At 57.4% G+C, this 16627-nt stretch carries 14 protein-coding genes; 12 read left to right on the top strand and 2 right to left on the bottom strand.

Annotation, left to right across the window (positions count from 1 at the left end):
* Positions 1-221: 221 nt before the first annotated feature.
* The 8 genes from AC07VR_RS05780 to AC07VR_RS05745 all read left to right on the top strand — a co-directional run bounded on the left by AC07VR_RS05780 (position 222) and on the right by AC07VR_RS05745 (position 11296).
* Complete coding sequence (locus AC07VR_RS05780; RefSeq protein ID WP_494993919.1) at positions 222-3053, top strand: 2-oxoglutarate dehydrogenase E1 component; 2832 nt, start codon at positions 222-224, stop codon at positions 3051-3053.
* 42 nt (positions 3054-3095) lie between these two features.
* Positions 3096-4316 (top strand): 2-oxoglutarate dehydrogenase complex dihydrolipoyllysine-residue succinyltransferase, encoded by a 1221-nt coding sequence (gene odhB, locus AC07VR_RS05775; protein WP_494993918.1) that lies wholly within the window; start codon positions 3096-3098, stop codon positions 4314-4316.
* A 110-nt stretch (positions 4317-4426) separates the two neighbouring features.
* Entirely contained in the window at positions 4427-5863 is a 1437-nt protein-coding gene (gene lpdA / locus AC07VR_RS05770) for a dihydrolipoyl dehydrogenase (protein WP_494993917.1), read from the top strand.
* A gap of 232 nt (positions 5864-6095) precedes the next feature.
* Positions 6096-7262 carry an ADP-forming succinate--CoA ligase subunit beta gene (gene sucC / locus AC07VR_RS05765; protein ID WP_008148602.1) on the top strand — a complete coding sequence of 389 codons (1167 nt, stop codon included), beginning with the start codon at positions 6096-6098 and terminating at the stop codon, positions 7260-7262.
* Positions 7262-8143: a succinate--CoA ligase subunit alpha gene (sucD, locus tag AC07VR_RS05760; protein WP_494993916.1), complete on the top strand. Its 882-nt coding sequence runs from the start codon at positions 7262-7264 to the stop codon at positions 8141-8143. Before sucC ends, sucD begins: the two co-directional genes overlap by 1 nt.
* A gap of 427 nt (positions 8144-8570) precedes the next feature.
* Complete coding sequence (brnQ, locus tag AC07VR_RS05755) at positions 8571-9884, top strand: branched-chain amino acid transport system II carrier protein (protein ID WP_495010685.1); 1314 nt, start codon at positions 8571-8573, stop codon at positions 9882-9884.
* A 273-nt stretch (positions 9885-10157) separates the two neighbouring features.
* Positions 10158-10895: a DUF599 domain-containing protein gene (locus tag AC07VR_RS05750; protein WP_494993914.1), complete on the top strand. Its 738-nt coding sequence runs from the start codon at positions 10158-10160 to the stop codon at positions 10893-10895.
* Complete coding sequence (locus tag AC07VR_RS05745; RefSeq protein ID WP_495010684.1) at positions 10895-11296, top strand: MAPEG family protein; 402 nt, start codon at positions 10895-10897, stop codon at positions 11294-11296. Before AC07VR_RS05750 ends, AC07VR_RS05745 begins: the two co-directional genes overlap by 1 nt.
* Positions 11297-11359: 63 nt before the next feature.
* Here AC07VR_RS05745 and AC07VR_RS05740 read toward each other — a convergent pair whose 3' ends face one another.
* Positions 11360-11611 (bottom strand): hypothetical protein, encoded by a 252-nt coding sequence (locus AC07VR_RS05740; protein WP_495010683.1) that lies wholly within the window; start codon positions 11609-11611, stop codon positions 11360-11362.
* A 159-nt stretch (positions 11612-11770) separates the two neighbouring features.
* Between AC07VR_RS05740 and AC07VR_RS05735 the strand changes: the two genes are divergently transcribed.
* From AC07VR_RS05735 to AC07VR_RS05720, 4 genes are all read left to right on the top strand, one after another.
* A complete protein-coding gene (locus AC07VR_RS05735) occupies positions 11771-12247 on the top strand; it encodes a PaaI family thioesterase (protein WP_495010737.1) in 477 nt (158 codons plus the stop codon).
* Positions 12244-12744 carry a PaaI family thioesterase gene (locus AC07VR_RS05730; protein ID WP_495010682.1) on the top strand — a complete coding sequence of 167 codons (501 nt, stop codon included), beginning with the start codon at positions 12244-12246 and terminating at the stop codon, positions 12742-12744. The genes AC07VR_RS05735 and AC07VR_RS05730 overlap by 4 nt, the downstream gene beginning before the upstream one ends.
* A 75-nt stretch (positions 12745-12819) precedes the next feature.
* The gene (htpG, locus tag AC07VR_RS05725; RefSeq protein WP_495010681.1) at positions 12820-14739 is read left to right on the top strand and encodes a molecular chaperone HtpG; all 1920 of its coding nucleotides are present in this window, start codon (positions 12820-12822) and stop codon (positions 14737-14739) included.
* A gap of 71 nt (positions 14740-14810) precedes the next feature.
* A complete protein-coding gene (locus tag AC07VR_RS05720) occupies positions 14811-15539 on the top strand; it encodes a dienelactone hydrolase family protein (protein WP_495010680.1) in 729 nt (242 codons plus the stop codon).
* 145 nt (positions 15540-15684) lie between these two features.
* Here the strand turns inward: AC07VR_RS05720 and AC07VR_RS05715 are convergent, their stop codons facing one another.
* Entirely contained in the window at positions 15685-16572 is an 888-nt protein-coding gene (locus AC07VR_RS05715) for a pirin family protein (protein WP_495010679.1), read from the bottom strand.
* Between the last annotated feature and the right edge of the window lie 55 nt (positions 16573-16627).

The raw sequence follows: 16627 nt of genomic DNA, 5'->3' as shown, positions 1-16627 counted from the left end.
TGCGGCGCAGGCTTCAACCGGCGCCGTAGTTTTAACCTGAGCGGCAGCTCAAAAAGCTGTGGCTCTTATTTTGAAGAAATGAGACAAGCAGGGGCATCCGGGCTGGTACCCGGACTATCAGCGTGATCCTAAGTGGCTTGTTTTGGTCGCTGCACTCGGACTTTTTCAAGTTTGCTCGGTGTCTTCGCCGGTGGTGTTCCCCTAACCGAGGGTGACCAAGCATGCAAGAAAGCGTGATGCAGCGCATGTGGAACAGCGCCTACCTATCCGGTAGTAACGCTGCCTATGTGGAAGAGCTCTACGAGCTCTACCTGCACGACCCTAACGCTGTGCCAGAAGAGTGGCGCACCTACTTTCAGAAGTTGCCTACCGACGGCAGCACTGCCATCGATGTTTCGCACTCGACAATCCGCGATCATTTCGTCTTGCTGGCAAAGAACCAGCGCCGCGCTCAACCGGTTTCCGCCGGCAGCGTGAGCAGTGAGCACGAGAAGAAGCAAGTTGAAGTGCTGCGATTGATCCAGGCCTACCGTATGCGTGGCCACCAGGCAGCCCAGCTTGACCCGCTGGGGCTGTGGCAGCGTCCTGCACCTGCAGACCTGTCGATCAATCATTACGGCTTGACCAATGCCGATCTTGATACGACCTTCCGTGCCGGCGACCTGTTCATCGGCAAAGAGGAAGCGAGCCTACGCGAAATTCACGAAGCGTTGCAGCAGACATATTGCCGCACCATTGGCGCCGAGTTTACGCACATCGTCGATACCGAGCAGCGTCACTGGTTCCAGCAGCGTCTGGAAAGCGTACGTGGCCGTCCAACGTATTCCGCCGACATCAAGAGCCACTTGCTTGAGCGTGTCACTGCAGCCGAAGGTCTGGAAAAATACCTGGGCACCAAATACCCGGGCACCAAGCGTTTCGGTCTGGAAGGTGGCGAGAGCCTGATTCCTCTGCTCGACGAACTGATCCAGCGTTCCGGTTCCTACGGCACCAAGGAAATCGTTATCGGCATGGCCCACCGTGGTCGTCTGAACGTGCTGGTCAACACCTTCGGCAAGAACCCGCGCGAGCTGTTCGACGAGTTCGAAGGCAAGAAGAAGGTCGAGCTGGGTTCCGGTGACGTTAAGTATCACCAGGGCTTCTCGTCCAACGTCATGACCACCGGCGGTGAAGTTCACCTGGCGATGGCGTTCAACCCGTCCCACCTGGAAATCGTGTCTCCGGTGGTCGAGGGTTCGGTTCGTGCCCGTCAGGATCGTCGTAACGACCCTACCGGTGAAAAGGTTCTGCCGATTTCCATCCACGGTGACGCTGCAATCGCAGGTCAGGGCGTGGTCATGGAAACCTTCCAGATGTCGCAGACCCGCGGCTTCAAGACTGGCGGCACGGTCCATCTGGTGATCAACAACCAGGTCGGTTTCACCATCAGCAATCCGCTGGATGCCCGCTCCACCGAGTACGCTACCGACGTTGCGAAAATGATCCAGGCACCGATCCTCCATGTGAATGGTGATGATCCGGAAGCCGTATTGTTCGTGACCCAGCTGGCCATCGACTACCGCATGCAGTTCAAGCGCGACGTGGTGATCGACATGTTCTGCTACCGTCGTCGCGGCCACAACGAGGCCGACGAGCCAAGCGGCACCCAGCCTCTGATGTATCAGCAGATCGCCAAGCAGCGCACTACCCGTGAGCTGTATGCCGATCGTCTGACCCAGAGCGGTGTGCTGGACGCAGAGCGTGTTCAGGCGAAAATCGACGAATACCGCAACGCGCTGGACAACGGTCTGCACGTAGTGAAAAGCCTGGTCAAAGAGCCGAACAAAGAGCTGTTCGTGGACTGGCGTCCGTACCTGGGCCACGCCTGGACCGCGCGTCACGACACTCGCTTCGACCTGAAAACCTTGCAGGAACTGTCCGCCAAGCTGCTGGAAATTCCGGAAGGCTTTGTGGTGCAGCGCCAGGTTGCCAAGATCTACGAAGACCGTCAGAAGATGCAAGCCGGCGGCCTGCCGATCAACTGGGGTTACGCCGAAACCATGGCGTACGCGACCCTGGCGTTCGAAGGTCACCCGATTCGCATGACGGGTCAGGACATCGGGCGCGGTACGTTCTCGCACCGTCACGCTGTCTTGCACAACCAGAAAGACGCTGGCAGCTACATTCCACTGCAGAACCTGTACGAAGGTCAGCCACGTTTTGACCTGTACGACTCGTTCCTGTCCGAAGAAGCGGTGCTGGCGTTCGAGTACGGTTACTCGACCACCACTCCAAATGCCCTGGTTATCTGGGAAGCCCAGTTCGGCGACTTCGCCAACGGTGCCCAAGTGGTTATCGACCAGTTCATCACCAGTGGCGAGCACAAGTGGGGCCGTCTATGCGGTCTGACCATGCTGCTGCCGCACGGTTATGAAGGTCAGGGGCCGGAGCACTCCTCGGCTCGTCTGGAGCGTTACCTGCAGCTGTGCGCCGAGCACAACATTCAGGTGTGCTTGCCGACGACGCCAGCTCAGATCTACCACTTGCTGCGCCGTCAGGTGATTCGCCCGCTGCGTAAACCACTGGTAGTCCTGACTCCGAAGTCGCTGCTGCGTCACAAGCTGGCCATCTCGACTCTGGAGGATCTGGCCGAAGGTTCGTTCCAGACCGTTATCCCGGAAATCGATGTTCAAGACCCGAAAAAGGTCGAGCGCATTGTTCTGTGTAGCGGCAAGGTCTACTACGACCTGCTGGAAAAACGCCGTGCCGAAGGTCGTGACGACATCGCCGTCGTGCGTATCGAGCAGCTGTACCCATTCCCTGAGGACGACTTGAACGAAGTCCTGGCTCCTTACACCAACCTCAAACACATCGTTTGGTGTCAGGAAGAGCCGATGAACCAGGGTGCCTGGTACTGCAGTCAACACCACATGCGTCGCATCGTTGGCAATCACAACAAGTCTCTCGTACTTGAGTACGCGGGCCGTGATGCTTCTGCTGCACCTGCTTGTGGTTACGCATCGATGCACGCTGAGCAGCAGGAAAAACTGCTGCAAGACGCCTTTACTGTTTAACGCCTTCGCGCACCTGAAACCGAATTTAAGGAACCACAGATAATGGCTATCGAGATCAAAGCCCCCACTTTCCCGGAATCGGTTGCCGATGGCACCGTTGCCACCTGGCACAAAAAACCGGGCGACGCCGTCAAGCGTGACGAACTGATCGTCGACATTGAAACCGACAAAGTCGTACTGGAAGTACTGGCCACTGCTGACGGCGTGCTGGGCGCTATCGTCAAGAACGAAGGCGACACCGTTCTGTCCGACGAAGTTCTGGGCTCCATCGGTGAAGGTGGCGCTGCTGCAGCTCCGGCTGCCGCTGCTGCACCTGCCGCCGCTCAAGCTGCTGCTCCGGCTGCATTTGGCGAAGATGATCCTGTCGCAGCTCCAGCTGCCCGCAAGCTGGCAGAAGAAAACGCCATCAACATCGCCAGTGTTGCCGGTACCGGTAAAGGCGGTCGCGTGACCAAGGAAGACGTGGTCGCTGCTGTAGCTGCGAAGAAAGCTGCTCCTGCTGTTGCACCTGCCAAGGCCGCTGCTCCGGCTGCCGCTGCTCCTGTGTTCGCTGCTGGCGACCGCATCGAGAAGCGCGTACCGATGACCCGCGTGCGGGCCACCGTGGCCAAGCGTCTGGTAGAAGCCCAGTCGAACATGGCGATGCTGACTACGTTCAACGAAGTCGACATGACCGAAGTCATGGCGCTGCGTTCGAAGTACAAGGACCTGTTTGAGAAGTCCCACAACGGCGTACGCCTGGGCTTCATGTCGTTCTTCGTGAAAGCGGCCACCGAAGCGCTGAAACGCTTCCCGGCTGTCAACGCCTCGATCGACGGTGCAGACATCGTTTACCACGGCTATGCCGACGTCGGTGTTGCCGTATCCAGCGACCGTGGTCTGGTGGTACCGGTTCTGCGTAACGCCGAACTGATGAGCCTGGCTGAAATCGAAGGCGGCATCGCCACCTTCGGCAAGAAAGCCCGCGACGGCAAGCTGTCCATGGACGAGATGACCGGTGGTACGTTCACGATCACCAACGGTGGTACTTTCGGCTCCATGATGTCGACTCCGATCGTCAACCCGCCGCAAGCGGCTATCCTGGGCATGCACAACATCCTGCAGCGCCCGATGGCAATCAACGGTCAGGTCGTCATCCGTCCTATGATGTATCTGGCTCTGTCCTACGATCACCGTTTGATCGATGGTAAAGAAGCTGTGACTTTCCTGGTTACCATCAAAAACCTGCTGGAAGATCCGGCTCGTCTGCTGCTGGATATCTGATTTCGTTGCTTGGGCCCACCAGTGATGGCGGGTCCATCTGAAATGCCTAGCTTCGTCCCACGACGGTTCCTGCAAGGGGCCGTCCGGTTTGATTCGAGAAGGAATGACACATGACTCAGAAATTCGACGTGGTAGTGATTGGCGCAGGCCCTGGCGGCTATGTAGCAGCCATTAAAGCTGCGCAACTTGGCCTCAAGACTGCCTGCATCGAGAAATATACCGACCAGGAGGGCAAACTGGCCCTTGGCGGTACTTGCCTGAACGTCGGCTGCATCCCTTCCAAGGCGCTGCTCGACAGCTCCTGGAAATTCCACGAAGCCCAGGATGGTTTTGCTATCCACGGCATCAATCACGCTGGCGTGACCATGGACGTGCCAGCAATGGTCGGCCGCAAGGCCAACATCGTCAAAGGCCTGACCTCCGGTGTTGCCACCCTGTTCAAGGCTAACGGTGTGACTTCCCTGCAAGGCCACGGCAAACTGCTGGCCGGCAAGAAAGTCGAACTGACCAAGCCTGACGGCACTGTCGAAATCATCGAAGCCGAAAACGTGATCCTCGCGTCGGGCTCGCGTCCGATCGACATTCCACCGGCTCCGGTTGACCAGAAAGTCATCGTCGATTCGACTGGTGCTCTGGAATTCCAATCGGTTCCAAAGCGTCTGGGCGTGATCGGCGCTGGCGTGATCGGTCTGGAACTGGGTTCGGTATGGTCCCGTCTGGGCGCTCAAGTGACTGTCCTGGAAGCCCTGGACACGTTCCTGATGGCTGCTGACACCGCCGTTGCCAAAGAAGCTCTGAAAACCCTGACCAAACAAGGTCTGGATATCAAGCTGGGCGCTCGCGTCACCGGTTCCAAAGTCAACGGCGAAGAAGTCGTGGTGACTTACACCGACGCCAACGGCGAACAGACCATCACTTTCGACAAGCTGATCGTAGCCGTTGGTCGCCGTCCAGTGACCACCGATCTGCTGGCTGCCGATTGCGGCGTGACCATCGACGAACGTGGCTTCATCTTCGTTGACGACCAGTGCGCTACCAGCGTTCCGGGCGTTTACGCGATCGGCGACGTGGTTCGCGGCATGATGTTGGCGCACAAGGCTTCGGAAGAAGGCATCATGGTTGTCGAGCGCATCAAGGGCCACAAAGCCCAGATGAACTATGACCTGATCCCTTCGGTTATCTATACTCACCCGGAAATCGCGTGGGTCGGTAAAACCGAGCAGGCCTTGAAAGCTGAAGGCGTTGAAGTTAACGTCGGCACCTTCCCGTTCGCCGCCAGTGGTCGTGCCATGGCAGCCAACGATACCGGCGGTTTTGTAAAAGTCATCGCTGATGCCAAGACTGACCGCGTATTGGGCGTCCACGTGATTGGCCCAAGCGCTGCAGAACTGGTTCAGCAAGGCGCAATCGGCATGGAATTCGGCACCAGTGCCGAGGACCTGGGCATGATGGTTTTCTCCCATCCGACCCTGTCCGAAGCGTTGCACGAAGCAGCGCTGGCAGTGAATGGCGGCGCCATTCACATCGCCAACCGCAAAAAGCGTTAAGACAATAAGAAACCACGGCGCAATGCCCGTCGTGAGCCTTGTGCGCAAGACTCACCGCGGAATTTGGGCCGGACGCAGTCTTGCGTAGTTTCAGCAATACCGGCCCCGCACGGCATTAGTGTCGTTCGGGGTTGGGGTTTGTCGAGACTGTGCAAGCAGCAGTCACAGGTGGTGCGGCACTTGAACGAGTGCAGCACCGAATGCGCAGTACCTAACGAAGACGGTAATAAGCATGAATCTTCATGAGTATCAGGGTAAGCAGCTGTTCGCTGAATACGGCCTGCCAGTATCCCAGGGTTTCGCAGTAGACACTCCGGAAGCGGCAGCAGAAGCTTGCGACAAAATCGGCGGCACCGAGTGGGTTGTCAAAGCCCAGGTTCACGCTGGTGGTCGCGGTAAAGCGGGCGGCGTCAAGCTGGTTCGCAGCAAAGAAGACGCCAAAGCATTCGCTCAACAGTGGTTGGGCAAGCGTCTGGTGACTTACCAGACTGATGCCAACGGTCAGCCAGTCACCAAGATCCTGGTTGAATCGTGCACTGATATCGCTAAAGAGCTGTACCTGGGCGCTGTCGTTGACCGTTCGAGCCGTCGCATCGTGTTCATGGCTTCCACCGAAGGTGGCGTGGACATCGAGAAAATCGCTCACGACACCCCTGAGAAAATTCTCAAGGCCACTATCGATCCACTGGTTGGCGCTCAGCCATTCCAGGGTCGCGAGCTGGCATTCCAGCTGGGTCTGGAAGGTAAGCAAGTTGCTCAGTTCGCCAAGATCTTCGTTGGTCTGGCCAAGCTGTTCAAGGATCACGACCTGGCTCTGCTGGAAGTGAACCCGCTGGTAATCAAGGCTGACGGCGACCTGCACTGCCTCGATGCCAAGATCAACATCGACGCCAACGCAATGTACCGTCAGCCTAAGCTGAAGACTTTCCACGATCCGTCGCAAGACGATCCGCGCGAAGCGCACGCTGCCAAGTTCGAACTGAACTACGTAGCACTGGAAGGCAACATTGGTTGCATGGTCAACGGTGCTGGCCTGGCCATGGGCACCATGGACATCGTCAACCTGCATGGCGGCAAACCAGCCAACTTCCTCGACGTGGGCGGCGGTGCTACCAAAGAACGCGTTACCGAAGCGTTCAAGATCATCCTGTCCGACACTAACGTCGCTGCAGTATTGGTCAACATCTTCGGCGGCATCGTTCGTTGCGACATGATTGCCGAAGGCATCATCGGCGCAGTGAAAGAAGTCGGCGTGAAAATCCCGGTTGTTGTTCGCCTTGAAGGCAACAACGCTGAGCTGGGCGCTAAAGTATTGGCAGAAAGCGGTTTGAACATCATCGCTGCTACCAGCCTGACCGACGCTGCTCAACAAGTTGTTAAAGCTGCGGAGGGCAAGTAATGAGCGTCCTGATCAATAAAGACACCAAAGTTATCTGCCAGGGTATTACCGGTTCGCAAGGTAGTTTCCACACCCAGCAAGCCATCGAGTACGGCACCAAGATGGTTGGCGGCGTAACTCCAGGCAAAGGCGGCACCACTCACCTGGACCTGCCTGTCTTCAACACTGTGAAAGACGCTGTAGCAGCCACTGGCGCCACCGCCAGCGTGATCTACGTTCCAGCTCCTTTCTGCAAGGATTCCATCCTTGAAGCAGCGTTCGGCGGCATCAAGCTGATCGTTTGCATCACCGAAGGCATCCCGACCCTCGACATGCTTGATGCCAAGGTCAAGTGCGACGAACTGGGTGTGATCCTGATCGGTCCTAACTGCCCAGGCGTGATCACTCCAGGCGAATGCAAGATCGGCATCATGCCAGGTCACATTCACTTGCCAGGCAAGGTCGGTATCGTTTCGCGTTCCGGCACCCTGACTTACGAAGCTGTGAAGCAGACTACTGACGCCGGTTTCGGTCAGTCGACTTGCGTCGGCATCGGTGGTGACCCGATCCCGGGCTCCAACTTCATCGACATCCTGAAGCTGTTCCAGGAAGACCCGAAGACCGAAGCGATCGTCATGATCGGTGAGATCGGCGGTTCGGCTGAAGAAGAAGCGGCTGCCTACATCAAGGCACACGTGACCAAACCGGTTGTTTCCTACATCGCTGGTGTGACTGCTCCTGCGGGCAAGCGCATGGGCCATGCTGGCGCAATCATCTCTGGCGGCAAAGGCACTGCAGACGAGAAATTCGCTGCTCTGCAAGACGCAGGCGTTAAAACCGTGCGTTCGCTGGCAGACATCGGCAAGGCCCTGGCCGAGCTGACTGGCTGGGCTGTCAAGTAAGCCTCGCGCTTAGCTGACGCTCCACCAGACAAAGGCCACCTTCGGGTGGCCTTTGTCGTTGTGCGCCAGGCATGTCTGATCGTTCCCACGCTCCCGCGTGGGAACGCCGGGGACGCTCCTTCCGCCTTTGAATGTGACGCGGAGCGTCACGGGATGCATTCCCACGCAGAGCGTGGGAACGATCTACTTGCAGGCACAAACCAGTTACATGCAAAAACGCGACATGAAAATGTCGCAGATCGGATAGTTCGCCCCCTAACAGTGCGTTTGTCGTGCAAATTCGTTAGGCTAGCAGCCATTTTTGCGTCTGCGTCCCACAAGGAAGCTGCACGCCAAACGGGTCAGTCTCATACGGACCGACAGCATTTCCCTCATCCATAGGGAAATCCCTCTCTAAATTCCGATTCAGTAGTGTGGTATTTCCTTAATGAAAGTGTTGAAAGGCCAGGACATCCTGGCACTTGGTTTTATGACGTTTGCCCTGTTCGTAGGGGCTGGCAATATCATCTTCCCGCCTATCGTCGGTTTGCAGTCCGGGCCTCATGTCTGGATGGCAGCGCTGGGTTTTCTGATCACCGCAGTCGGTTTGCCGGTGATCACCGTCGTCGCACTGGCCAAGGTCGGTGGTGCGATGGATGCTTTGAGCAGCCCGATTGGTAAAGTCGCCGGTGGTCTGTTGGCCGCCGCGTGCTACCTGGCAGTCGGTCCATTGTTCGCCACGCCGCGCACCGCAACCGTGTCCTTCGAAGTGGGTCTGGCGCCGCTGACTGGTGAGAGCCCGCTGGGGTTGTTCCTCTACAGCTCGGTGTATTTCCTGTTGGTGTTCTTCATTTCGCTGTATCCAGGCCGTCTGCTTGATACCGTGGGGCGTTTCCTGGCACCGTTGAAGATCATCGCATTGGCCGTGCTGGGCATAGCTGCTTTTGCCTTGCCGGCCGGTGACATCGGTACTGCAACCCCTGAGTATGTTGCCGCACCGTTCTCTCAAGGCTTCATCAATGGTTACCTGACCATGGACACCTTGGGCGCTCTGGTGTTCGGTATCGTCATCGTGAACGCCATTCGCTCCCGTGGCGTGGAGTCGCCACGCTTGATCACCCGTTACGCGATCATTGCCGGCCTGATTGCCGGTGTGGGTCTGGCGCTGGTGTATATCAGCCTGTTCCGTCTGGGCTCTGGCAGCCACGAAGTCGCCGCTGGCGCAACCAATGGCGCGGCGGTATTGCATGCTTATGTGCAGCACACCTTCGGCTCCCTGGGCAGCGGCTTCCTCGCGGTGCTGATCTCCCTGGCGTGCCTGGTAACGGCGGTTGGTCTGACCTGCGCCTGCGCCGAATACTTCAGCCGGGTGCTGCCACTGTCCTACAAGACCCTGGTGATTATCCTGGCGGCGTTCTCGTTGCTGGTGTCTAACCTGGGCCTGACCAAGCTGATCCAGTTCTCCATCCCGGTGCTGACGGCGATCTACCCGCCGTGCATTGCCTTGGTCGCTCTGAGCTTCTGCAAGGACTTCTGGCAAGAGCAGGGGCGCATCGTTGGCCCGGTGATGCTGGTGTCGTTCCTGTTCGGCATGATCGACGCCTTGAAAGGCGCAGGCCTGGCTGACTGGATGCCAACCCAGCTGTCGCACCTGCCACTGAGCGAGCAAGGTCTGGCGTGGCTGGTGCCTTCGGTGATCACCCTGGTGGCCGCAGTGGTCTGCGACCGTCTGTTGGGTAAACGCAGCGAAGCCTTGGCTTAAGTTTCCAGCGCCCGCCACAAGCGGGCTTTGAGCAGCGCGCTGAAAAAAATGGAAATGCCCTGTATCAATCGATACGGGGCATTTTTTTATGGGCGAGGGGCGGTGTCTTTTTCCTTGAGCTAACGTCGAAGCAGTGTGCAAGCGGGCTTGCTCGCGATGAGGGCATAACACTCAATAGTGATATTGATGACAAGTCCGCTATCGTCGGATCGCCGCCCGGAGCAAGCTCGCTCCTGCCGTTTTCGTTTCTACCGATACCTCACAAGGACCTGCATGTCGTTCGTTCAAGCCAATTTGATTCACATCCTCGCCGCGCTCTGGTTCGTCATCTGCTGGGGCGGCTACACCCGTTACGCGACCTGGAAGGGCCGTGATACAGCGTGTCTGGCCAGCGTGCTGCACCTGTACCGGGAAGACTGGATGCGCCGCATGCTATTGCGCGACAACCGCATCGCCGACGCCAGTGTGATCGGCAATCTGGAGCGCAACGCCTCGTTCTTTGCCTCCAGCACATTGATCATCCTGGCCGGCATTCTCACCGTGCTCGGCGCTTCCGAGCGAGCGCTGTCGCTGCTGGCGGATATTCCGATGGTGCAGCAGGCTTCTCAGGGGATGTCGGAGATCAAGCTGCTGTGCCTGGCGATGGTATTTGTCTATGCCTTCTTTACGTTCAGCTGGTGCATGCGTCAGTACAACTTCGCGGCGATCCTGATCGGCTCGGCGCCGATGATTGGCGAGCGACATGTGTCCGAACTGGAGCGCAAAGCCTTTGCCATGCGTGCGGCGCGGGTGATTTCCATGGCGGCCAACCAGTTCAACTTCGGGCTGCGTTCTTATTATTTCGGGATGACCATGCTGGCCTGGTTCGTCAGTCCCTGGCTGTTCATGTTGATGAGTGCCGGTGTGGTGCTGGTGTTGTATCGCCGGGAATTTCATTCCGACGTATTGGACGTCATGGTCTATACCCCTACAGAGGTGCCATTGCCTGAGGTGAGCAAGGAGATGAGCTGATGAGTATCCCGTTCTGGTGTGTGTTTATCAGTGCGCTGCTGATTTTCGTGGCGCGTATGCCAGTAGCCAGGGCAATGAAAGAGCAGGGCGGTTACAACAACCATTTGCCTCGCACTCAACAGGCACAGCTCACGGGCTTTGGTGCACGCGCAGTGGCGGCACATCAGAACAGTTTTGAAGCCTTCATATTGTTTTCGGTGGGGGTGTTGATGGCGCATGTCACGCAGATGGCGGGATGGCTGATCGACTGGTTGGCAATCATCTTTGTGATCGCGCGAGTCATTTACTTATTGTGCTATTGGGCGGATCAGGCCTGGCAGCGCAGTCTGGTCTGGTTTGTCGGGATAGTGTGTTCGTTGTTATTGATGCTGAGTCCGACCTTTCGCACTGTATTGGTTTGAATTTTTTTGGACAAAGTAAAGCCCGCACCAGGCGGGCTTTACGTTTGAAGCGCTAAAACCGGATTAGTAGGTCTTAGGCGTCGCTGCCGGAGCGGCCGCTTCGGTAGCTGGTTTGTTGGAATCAGCCTGATTTTTGGCAGCATCGGCGTTTTCTTTCGCCGCCTCGTTCACTTTATCCTGAGCTTCGCTCATTTTCTGCTGGGCTTGTTCAGCAGGTTGGATGGTTGCTTGAGCTTTGTCCTCGGTTTTTTTACCGCAGGCAGCGAGACCGAGGGTCGCGGTCAACATCAAGGCAATAGCTAAAGTCTTACGCATGGGGTGTTTCTCCTTAGTGAAGATATCTTCTGGCCTTTCGAGCACCGCTCCACGGATTAAGTTCCTTGAAATACACAGATATATTAAGCGCCCTTGTTATGGAACTTTTACGTGGTTCATTAATTGCAACGTTTCGACACTAACAAGAGAGTTATTCGAATGGCGCAAAACCCCATTTTTGAGCGCGCGACGCGTTTTCTGTCGGCGCTGCGTCATTGCCAGGTGCTGGGGCTTAGCGTTCACAGCGCCTCGACGGACGGCATTACGTTGATATTGCCCTACAGTCCGCAAATTGTCGGAAACCCGCAAACCGGCGTGATTCACGGCGGGGCATTGACGTCGTTGATGGATACAGCCTGTGGCATGGCTACCTTATGCGTGTTACAGGAGTTCGAGGTCTGTCCGACCCTGGACCTGCGCATCGACTATATGCATCCGGCCGAACCGCATAAGGATGTCTATGGTTTTGCCCAGTGCTATCGAGTGACGACCGACGTGATATTCGCTCGAGGTTTTGCCTATCAGCATGACCCTGAACATCCAATTGCCCATGTGGTGGGGACCTTTATGCGCATGGGCAAGGGCATCAAAGGAACAAAAGGCTTTGGCGGTGCAATCAGTGGCGGTGCGGTATGACGGACAATTTCAAGGCACAATTGCAGCAGGCTCATGCGCAAGGTGATTACGCCGCGCTGCTGGAGCTGATCCCCTACGCCAGGTTGATCGGTGTCGAGTGCTCGCGCCTGGGCGATGAGTTGCTGTTTTGCCTGCCGGCCAACAAAGACAATATTGGTAACCCGTTATTGCCAGCCATTCATGGAGGGGTGATTGCCGGTTTCATGGAGTTGGCCGCGACGTTGCATTTACTGGTCTTCACCGGGTCTCCCAGTGTACCGAAGATTATCGACTTCTCCCTCGACTATCTGCGCGCCGGGCAGTTTCGCGATACCTATGCCAAATGCCAGGTCTGCCGTCAGGGGCGACGGGTGGCCAACGTGGCGATCACCGCGTGGCAAAGCGCTGAGGCAGAGCCTATCGCTACGGCGCGGGCGCATTTCAAGATTGAAGAAAGTCAGGGCGCGACGTTGGTTGTTTCCTCTGTCGCGCCCGCGCCCTTGAAATCTCCGTCTTAGCCCCCAACTTTGATGACATCCCGCCGCCAACCCTCCGGGGCGCGGCCAATGCCATCCAATTGGAGTTTGATGACCATGAGCGTGGAAACTCAAAAGGAAACCCTGGGCTTCCAGACCGAGGTGAAGCAACTGCTGCACCTCATGATCCATTCGTTGTATTCCAACAAGGAAATTTTCCTTCGCGAATTGATCTCGAACGCCTCTGACGCGGTCGACAAATTACGTTTCGAAGCGCTGTCCAGGCCTGACTTGCTGGAAGGCGGCGCCGAACTGAAAATCCGTGTGAGCTTCGACAAGGACGCGAAAACCGTTACCCTCGAAGACAACGGTATCGGTATGAGCCGCGAAGATGTGATCACCCACCTGGGGACCATCGCCAAGTCGGGCACTGCCGATTTCATGAAACACCTCTCGGGCGATCAGAAGAAAGACTCGCACCTGATCGGTCAGTTCGGCGTCGGTTTCTACTCCGCCTTCATCGTTGCCGATAAAGTCGATGTGTTCAGCCGTCGTGCCGGCCTCGCTGCCAGCGAAGGCGTGCATTGGTCGTCCAGGGGCGAAGGCGAATTCGAAGTCGCTACCCTCGAGAAAGCCGACCGCGGTACCCGCATCGTGTTGCACCTGAAATCCGGTGAAAACGAATTCGCTGATGGCTGGCGTCTGCGCAACATCGTCAAGAAGTACTCCGACCACATTGCCTTGCCGATCGAGCTGCCTAAAGAGCAGGCTGCTGCTGAAGGCGAAACTCTAGATGGTGCAGAGCGGTCAGCGCTTGAATGGGAAACCGTCAACCGCGCCAGTGCTCTGTGGACTCGCCCTCGCACTGAAGTTACGGAGGCGGAATACCAGGAGTTTTACAAGCACGTTGCCCACGATTTCGAGAACCCGCTGAGCTGGAGCCACAACAAGGTTGAAGGCAAGCTGGAATACAGCTCACTGCTTTATGTGCCGGGCCGTGCTCCGTTCGACCTGTATCAGCGTGAGGCGCCACGTGGCCTGAAGCTGTATGTGCAGCGCGTATTCGTCATGGATCAGGCTGAGTCGTTCCTGCCGCTGTACCTGCGCTTCATCAAAGGCGTGGTCGACTCCAACGATCTGTCGCTGAACGTGTCGCGGGAAATCCTGCAGAAAGACCCGATCATCGACTCCATGAAGTCGGCGCTGACCAAGCGCGTTCTCGACATGCTGGACAAACTGGCGAAGAACGAGCCCGAGCAATACAAAGGCTTCTGGAAGAACTTCGGTCAGGTCATGAAAGAAGGCCCGGCTGAAGACTTCGCCAACAAAGAGAAAATCGCCGGTCTGTTGCGTTTCGCGTCGACTCAAGAAGAAGGCGGCGAGCAAGTGGTTGCCCTGACCGAATACCTGGCTCGCGCCAAGGAAGGTCAGGACAAGATTTACTACCTGACGGGTGAGAAGTACGAAGCCGTCAAGAACAGCCCGCACCTGGAGGTCTTCCGCAAGAAAGGCATCGAAGTGTTGCTGCTCACCGACCGTATCGATGAGTGGCTGATGAGCTACCTCAGCGATTTCGACGGCAAGAGCTTTGTCGACGTGGCGCGCGGTGATCTGGACCTGGGCAACCTGGACTCGGAAGAGGACAAGAAGGCTGCCGAAGAAGTCGCCAAGACCAAAGAAGGTCTGGTCGATCGCATCAAAACCGCTTTGGGCGAAGCTGTCAGCGAAGTACGGGTTTCCCATCGTCTGACCGATTCCCCGGCGATCCTGGCCATTGGTGAGCAGGACCTGGGCATGCAGATGCGTCAGATTCTCGAAGCCAGCGGCCAGAAAGTCCCGGACTCCAAGCCAATCTTCGAATTCAACCCGACTCACCCGTTGATCGGCAAGCTCGACAACGAGCAGAGCGAAGAGCGTTTCGGCGATCTGTCGCACATCCTCTTCGATCAGGCCGCCCTGGCAGCCGGTGACAGCTTGAAAGACCCGGCCGCCTATGTGCGCCGGTTAAACAAGCTGCTGGTTGAGCTGTCGGTTTAACAAAGTTGTAAAAAAAACCCGCTTCGCAGCGGGTTTTTTTATTCTGGGGGTGTTCCTGTCGGGAGTCTGAAATGAGCCAAGTCACTATTCGTTCCGTGGTCTATCAGGTCGATGGCCAAACCTATGAAAGCCGTCTGGTGTTCGATACCAGCCATGACGGCGTACGCCCGGGCCTGTTGATGGCGCCGAACTGGATGGGCGTCAGCACGGGGGCCGAAAAGATTGCCGAGTCTGTGGCCGCCAAAGGTTATGTGGTGTTGATTGCTGACCTTTATGGTCAGTCAGTTCGTCCAAAAAATGCAGACGAGGCGGGCGCGGCGATGATGCCGTTGAAGAATGACCGGGCCTTGCTGCGCAAGCGTATGCAGGCGGCGTTCGAGGCTCTGCAATATCAGGGCGAAGCAGCAGTTGATGCCTCGAAATTGGCGGCGTTCGGTTTCTGTTTCGGTGGTTGCTGCTCGCTGGAACTGGCCCGCACAGGCGCGCCGTTGAAAGCGGCGGTGTCGTTCCACGGCACGCTGGATACGCCGAATCCGGCGGATGCCAAGAACATCAAAGGTTCGGTGCTGGTGCTTCACGGCGCCTGCGATCCATTGGTGGCCAAAGAGCAACTGCCAGCTTTCGAAGATGAGATGAATGCGGCCGGCGTCGACTGGCAACTGCTCAGCTACGGTGGCGCAGTGCATTCCTTCACTGATCCTCATGCCAATGTGCCGGGCAAGATGATGTACGACGCCAAGACCGCGAGGCGGGCATTTGTATCGATGCACAACTTGCTGGATGAAGTGTTCAAGGGCTGACCTGGCAACCGCTGATCGTTCCCACGCTCCGCGTGGGAATGCATCCCGTGACGCTCTGCGTCACAGCTTCAGAAGCGGACGCGGAGCGTCCATGGCGGCATTCCCACGCAGAGCGTGGGAACGATCTTCATCTTCATCATCATCGTCAGAGCGGAGTCGGTTTGCTCCGCCCCACGGGCAGCTCAATCCGCTCACTCTCACCCGGCACCGTCGGCCAATCCCCGGCCGCCCAGCGTGCGCGGGCCTGGTCGATCAGGGCCGGGTCACTGGCAACGAAGTTCCAGTTGATCCGGCGGGGCCCGTCCATTGGGGCGCCGCCAAACAGCACCGCATGACAATCGCTCTCCGCGAACAGGGTCATGACTTCTCCGACCGGTAAAACCACCAGTGAGTGTTTTTCAACAGGCTCGCCGTTCAATTGTGCGTCACCGTCGAGCACATACAGCGCGCGCTCTTCATGTTCGTTGGGGATCAACAAGGTTGTCGCCGTTTGCAGGCGCAGTTCGGCGTACAGCGTAGGGGAGAGCACCGGTACCGGTGATTCCAGGCAAAAGCCTGTACCGGCAATCATCCGGATCTTCACTCCGAGGTTGTCGCTGGTCGGCAGGCTGTCGGCCGGGTAATGGCTATAATGGCCCGGACCTTGTTCGTGTTCTTTCGGGGAGGCCAGCCAGATTTGCAAGCCGTGCATGCTGAAGCCGCTGGCCTTGAGTGATTCGGGGGTGCGTTCGACATGGGCGATGGCGCTGCCGGCAGTCATCCAGCTGACGTCACCCTGTTTCACCCGCTGATCCGAGCCGAGGCTGTCCTTGTGCTGGATTTCCCCTTCGAACAGGTAGGTCAGCGTGGACAGGCCGATATGCGGATGCTGACGGATGTTCATGCCTTTGCCTGCCGGATAGCGGGTTTTGAGCATGTGGTCGAAAAACACGAAAGGGCCGACGCTGCGGCACTTGGCCGAAGGCAGCGGGCGCAGGATCGGTTGTCCTTCGACATCCTCGGTACGCGGGCGGATCACGATCAGTGTGTTCATGGTGCGTTCCAGGCTCAGCGGGTTATACGACAGAGCATAACCCGCTGCGACGGCA

This window comes from Pseudomonas sp. GW821-FHT02H09 (genome assembly GCF_059421425.1).
The sequence above is the reverse complement of the archived record's forward strand: the minus strand, read 5'-3'. Positions and strand labels throughout refer to the sequence as shown.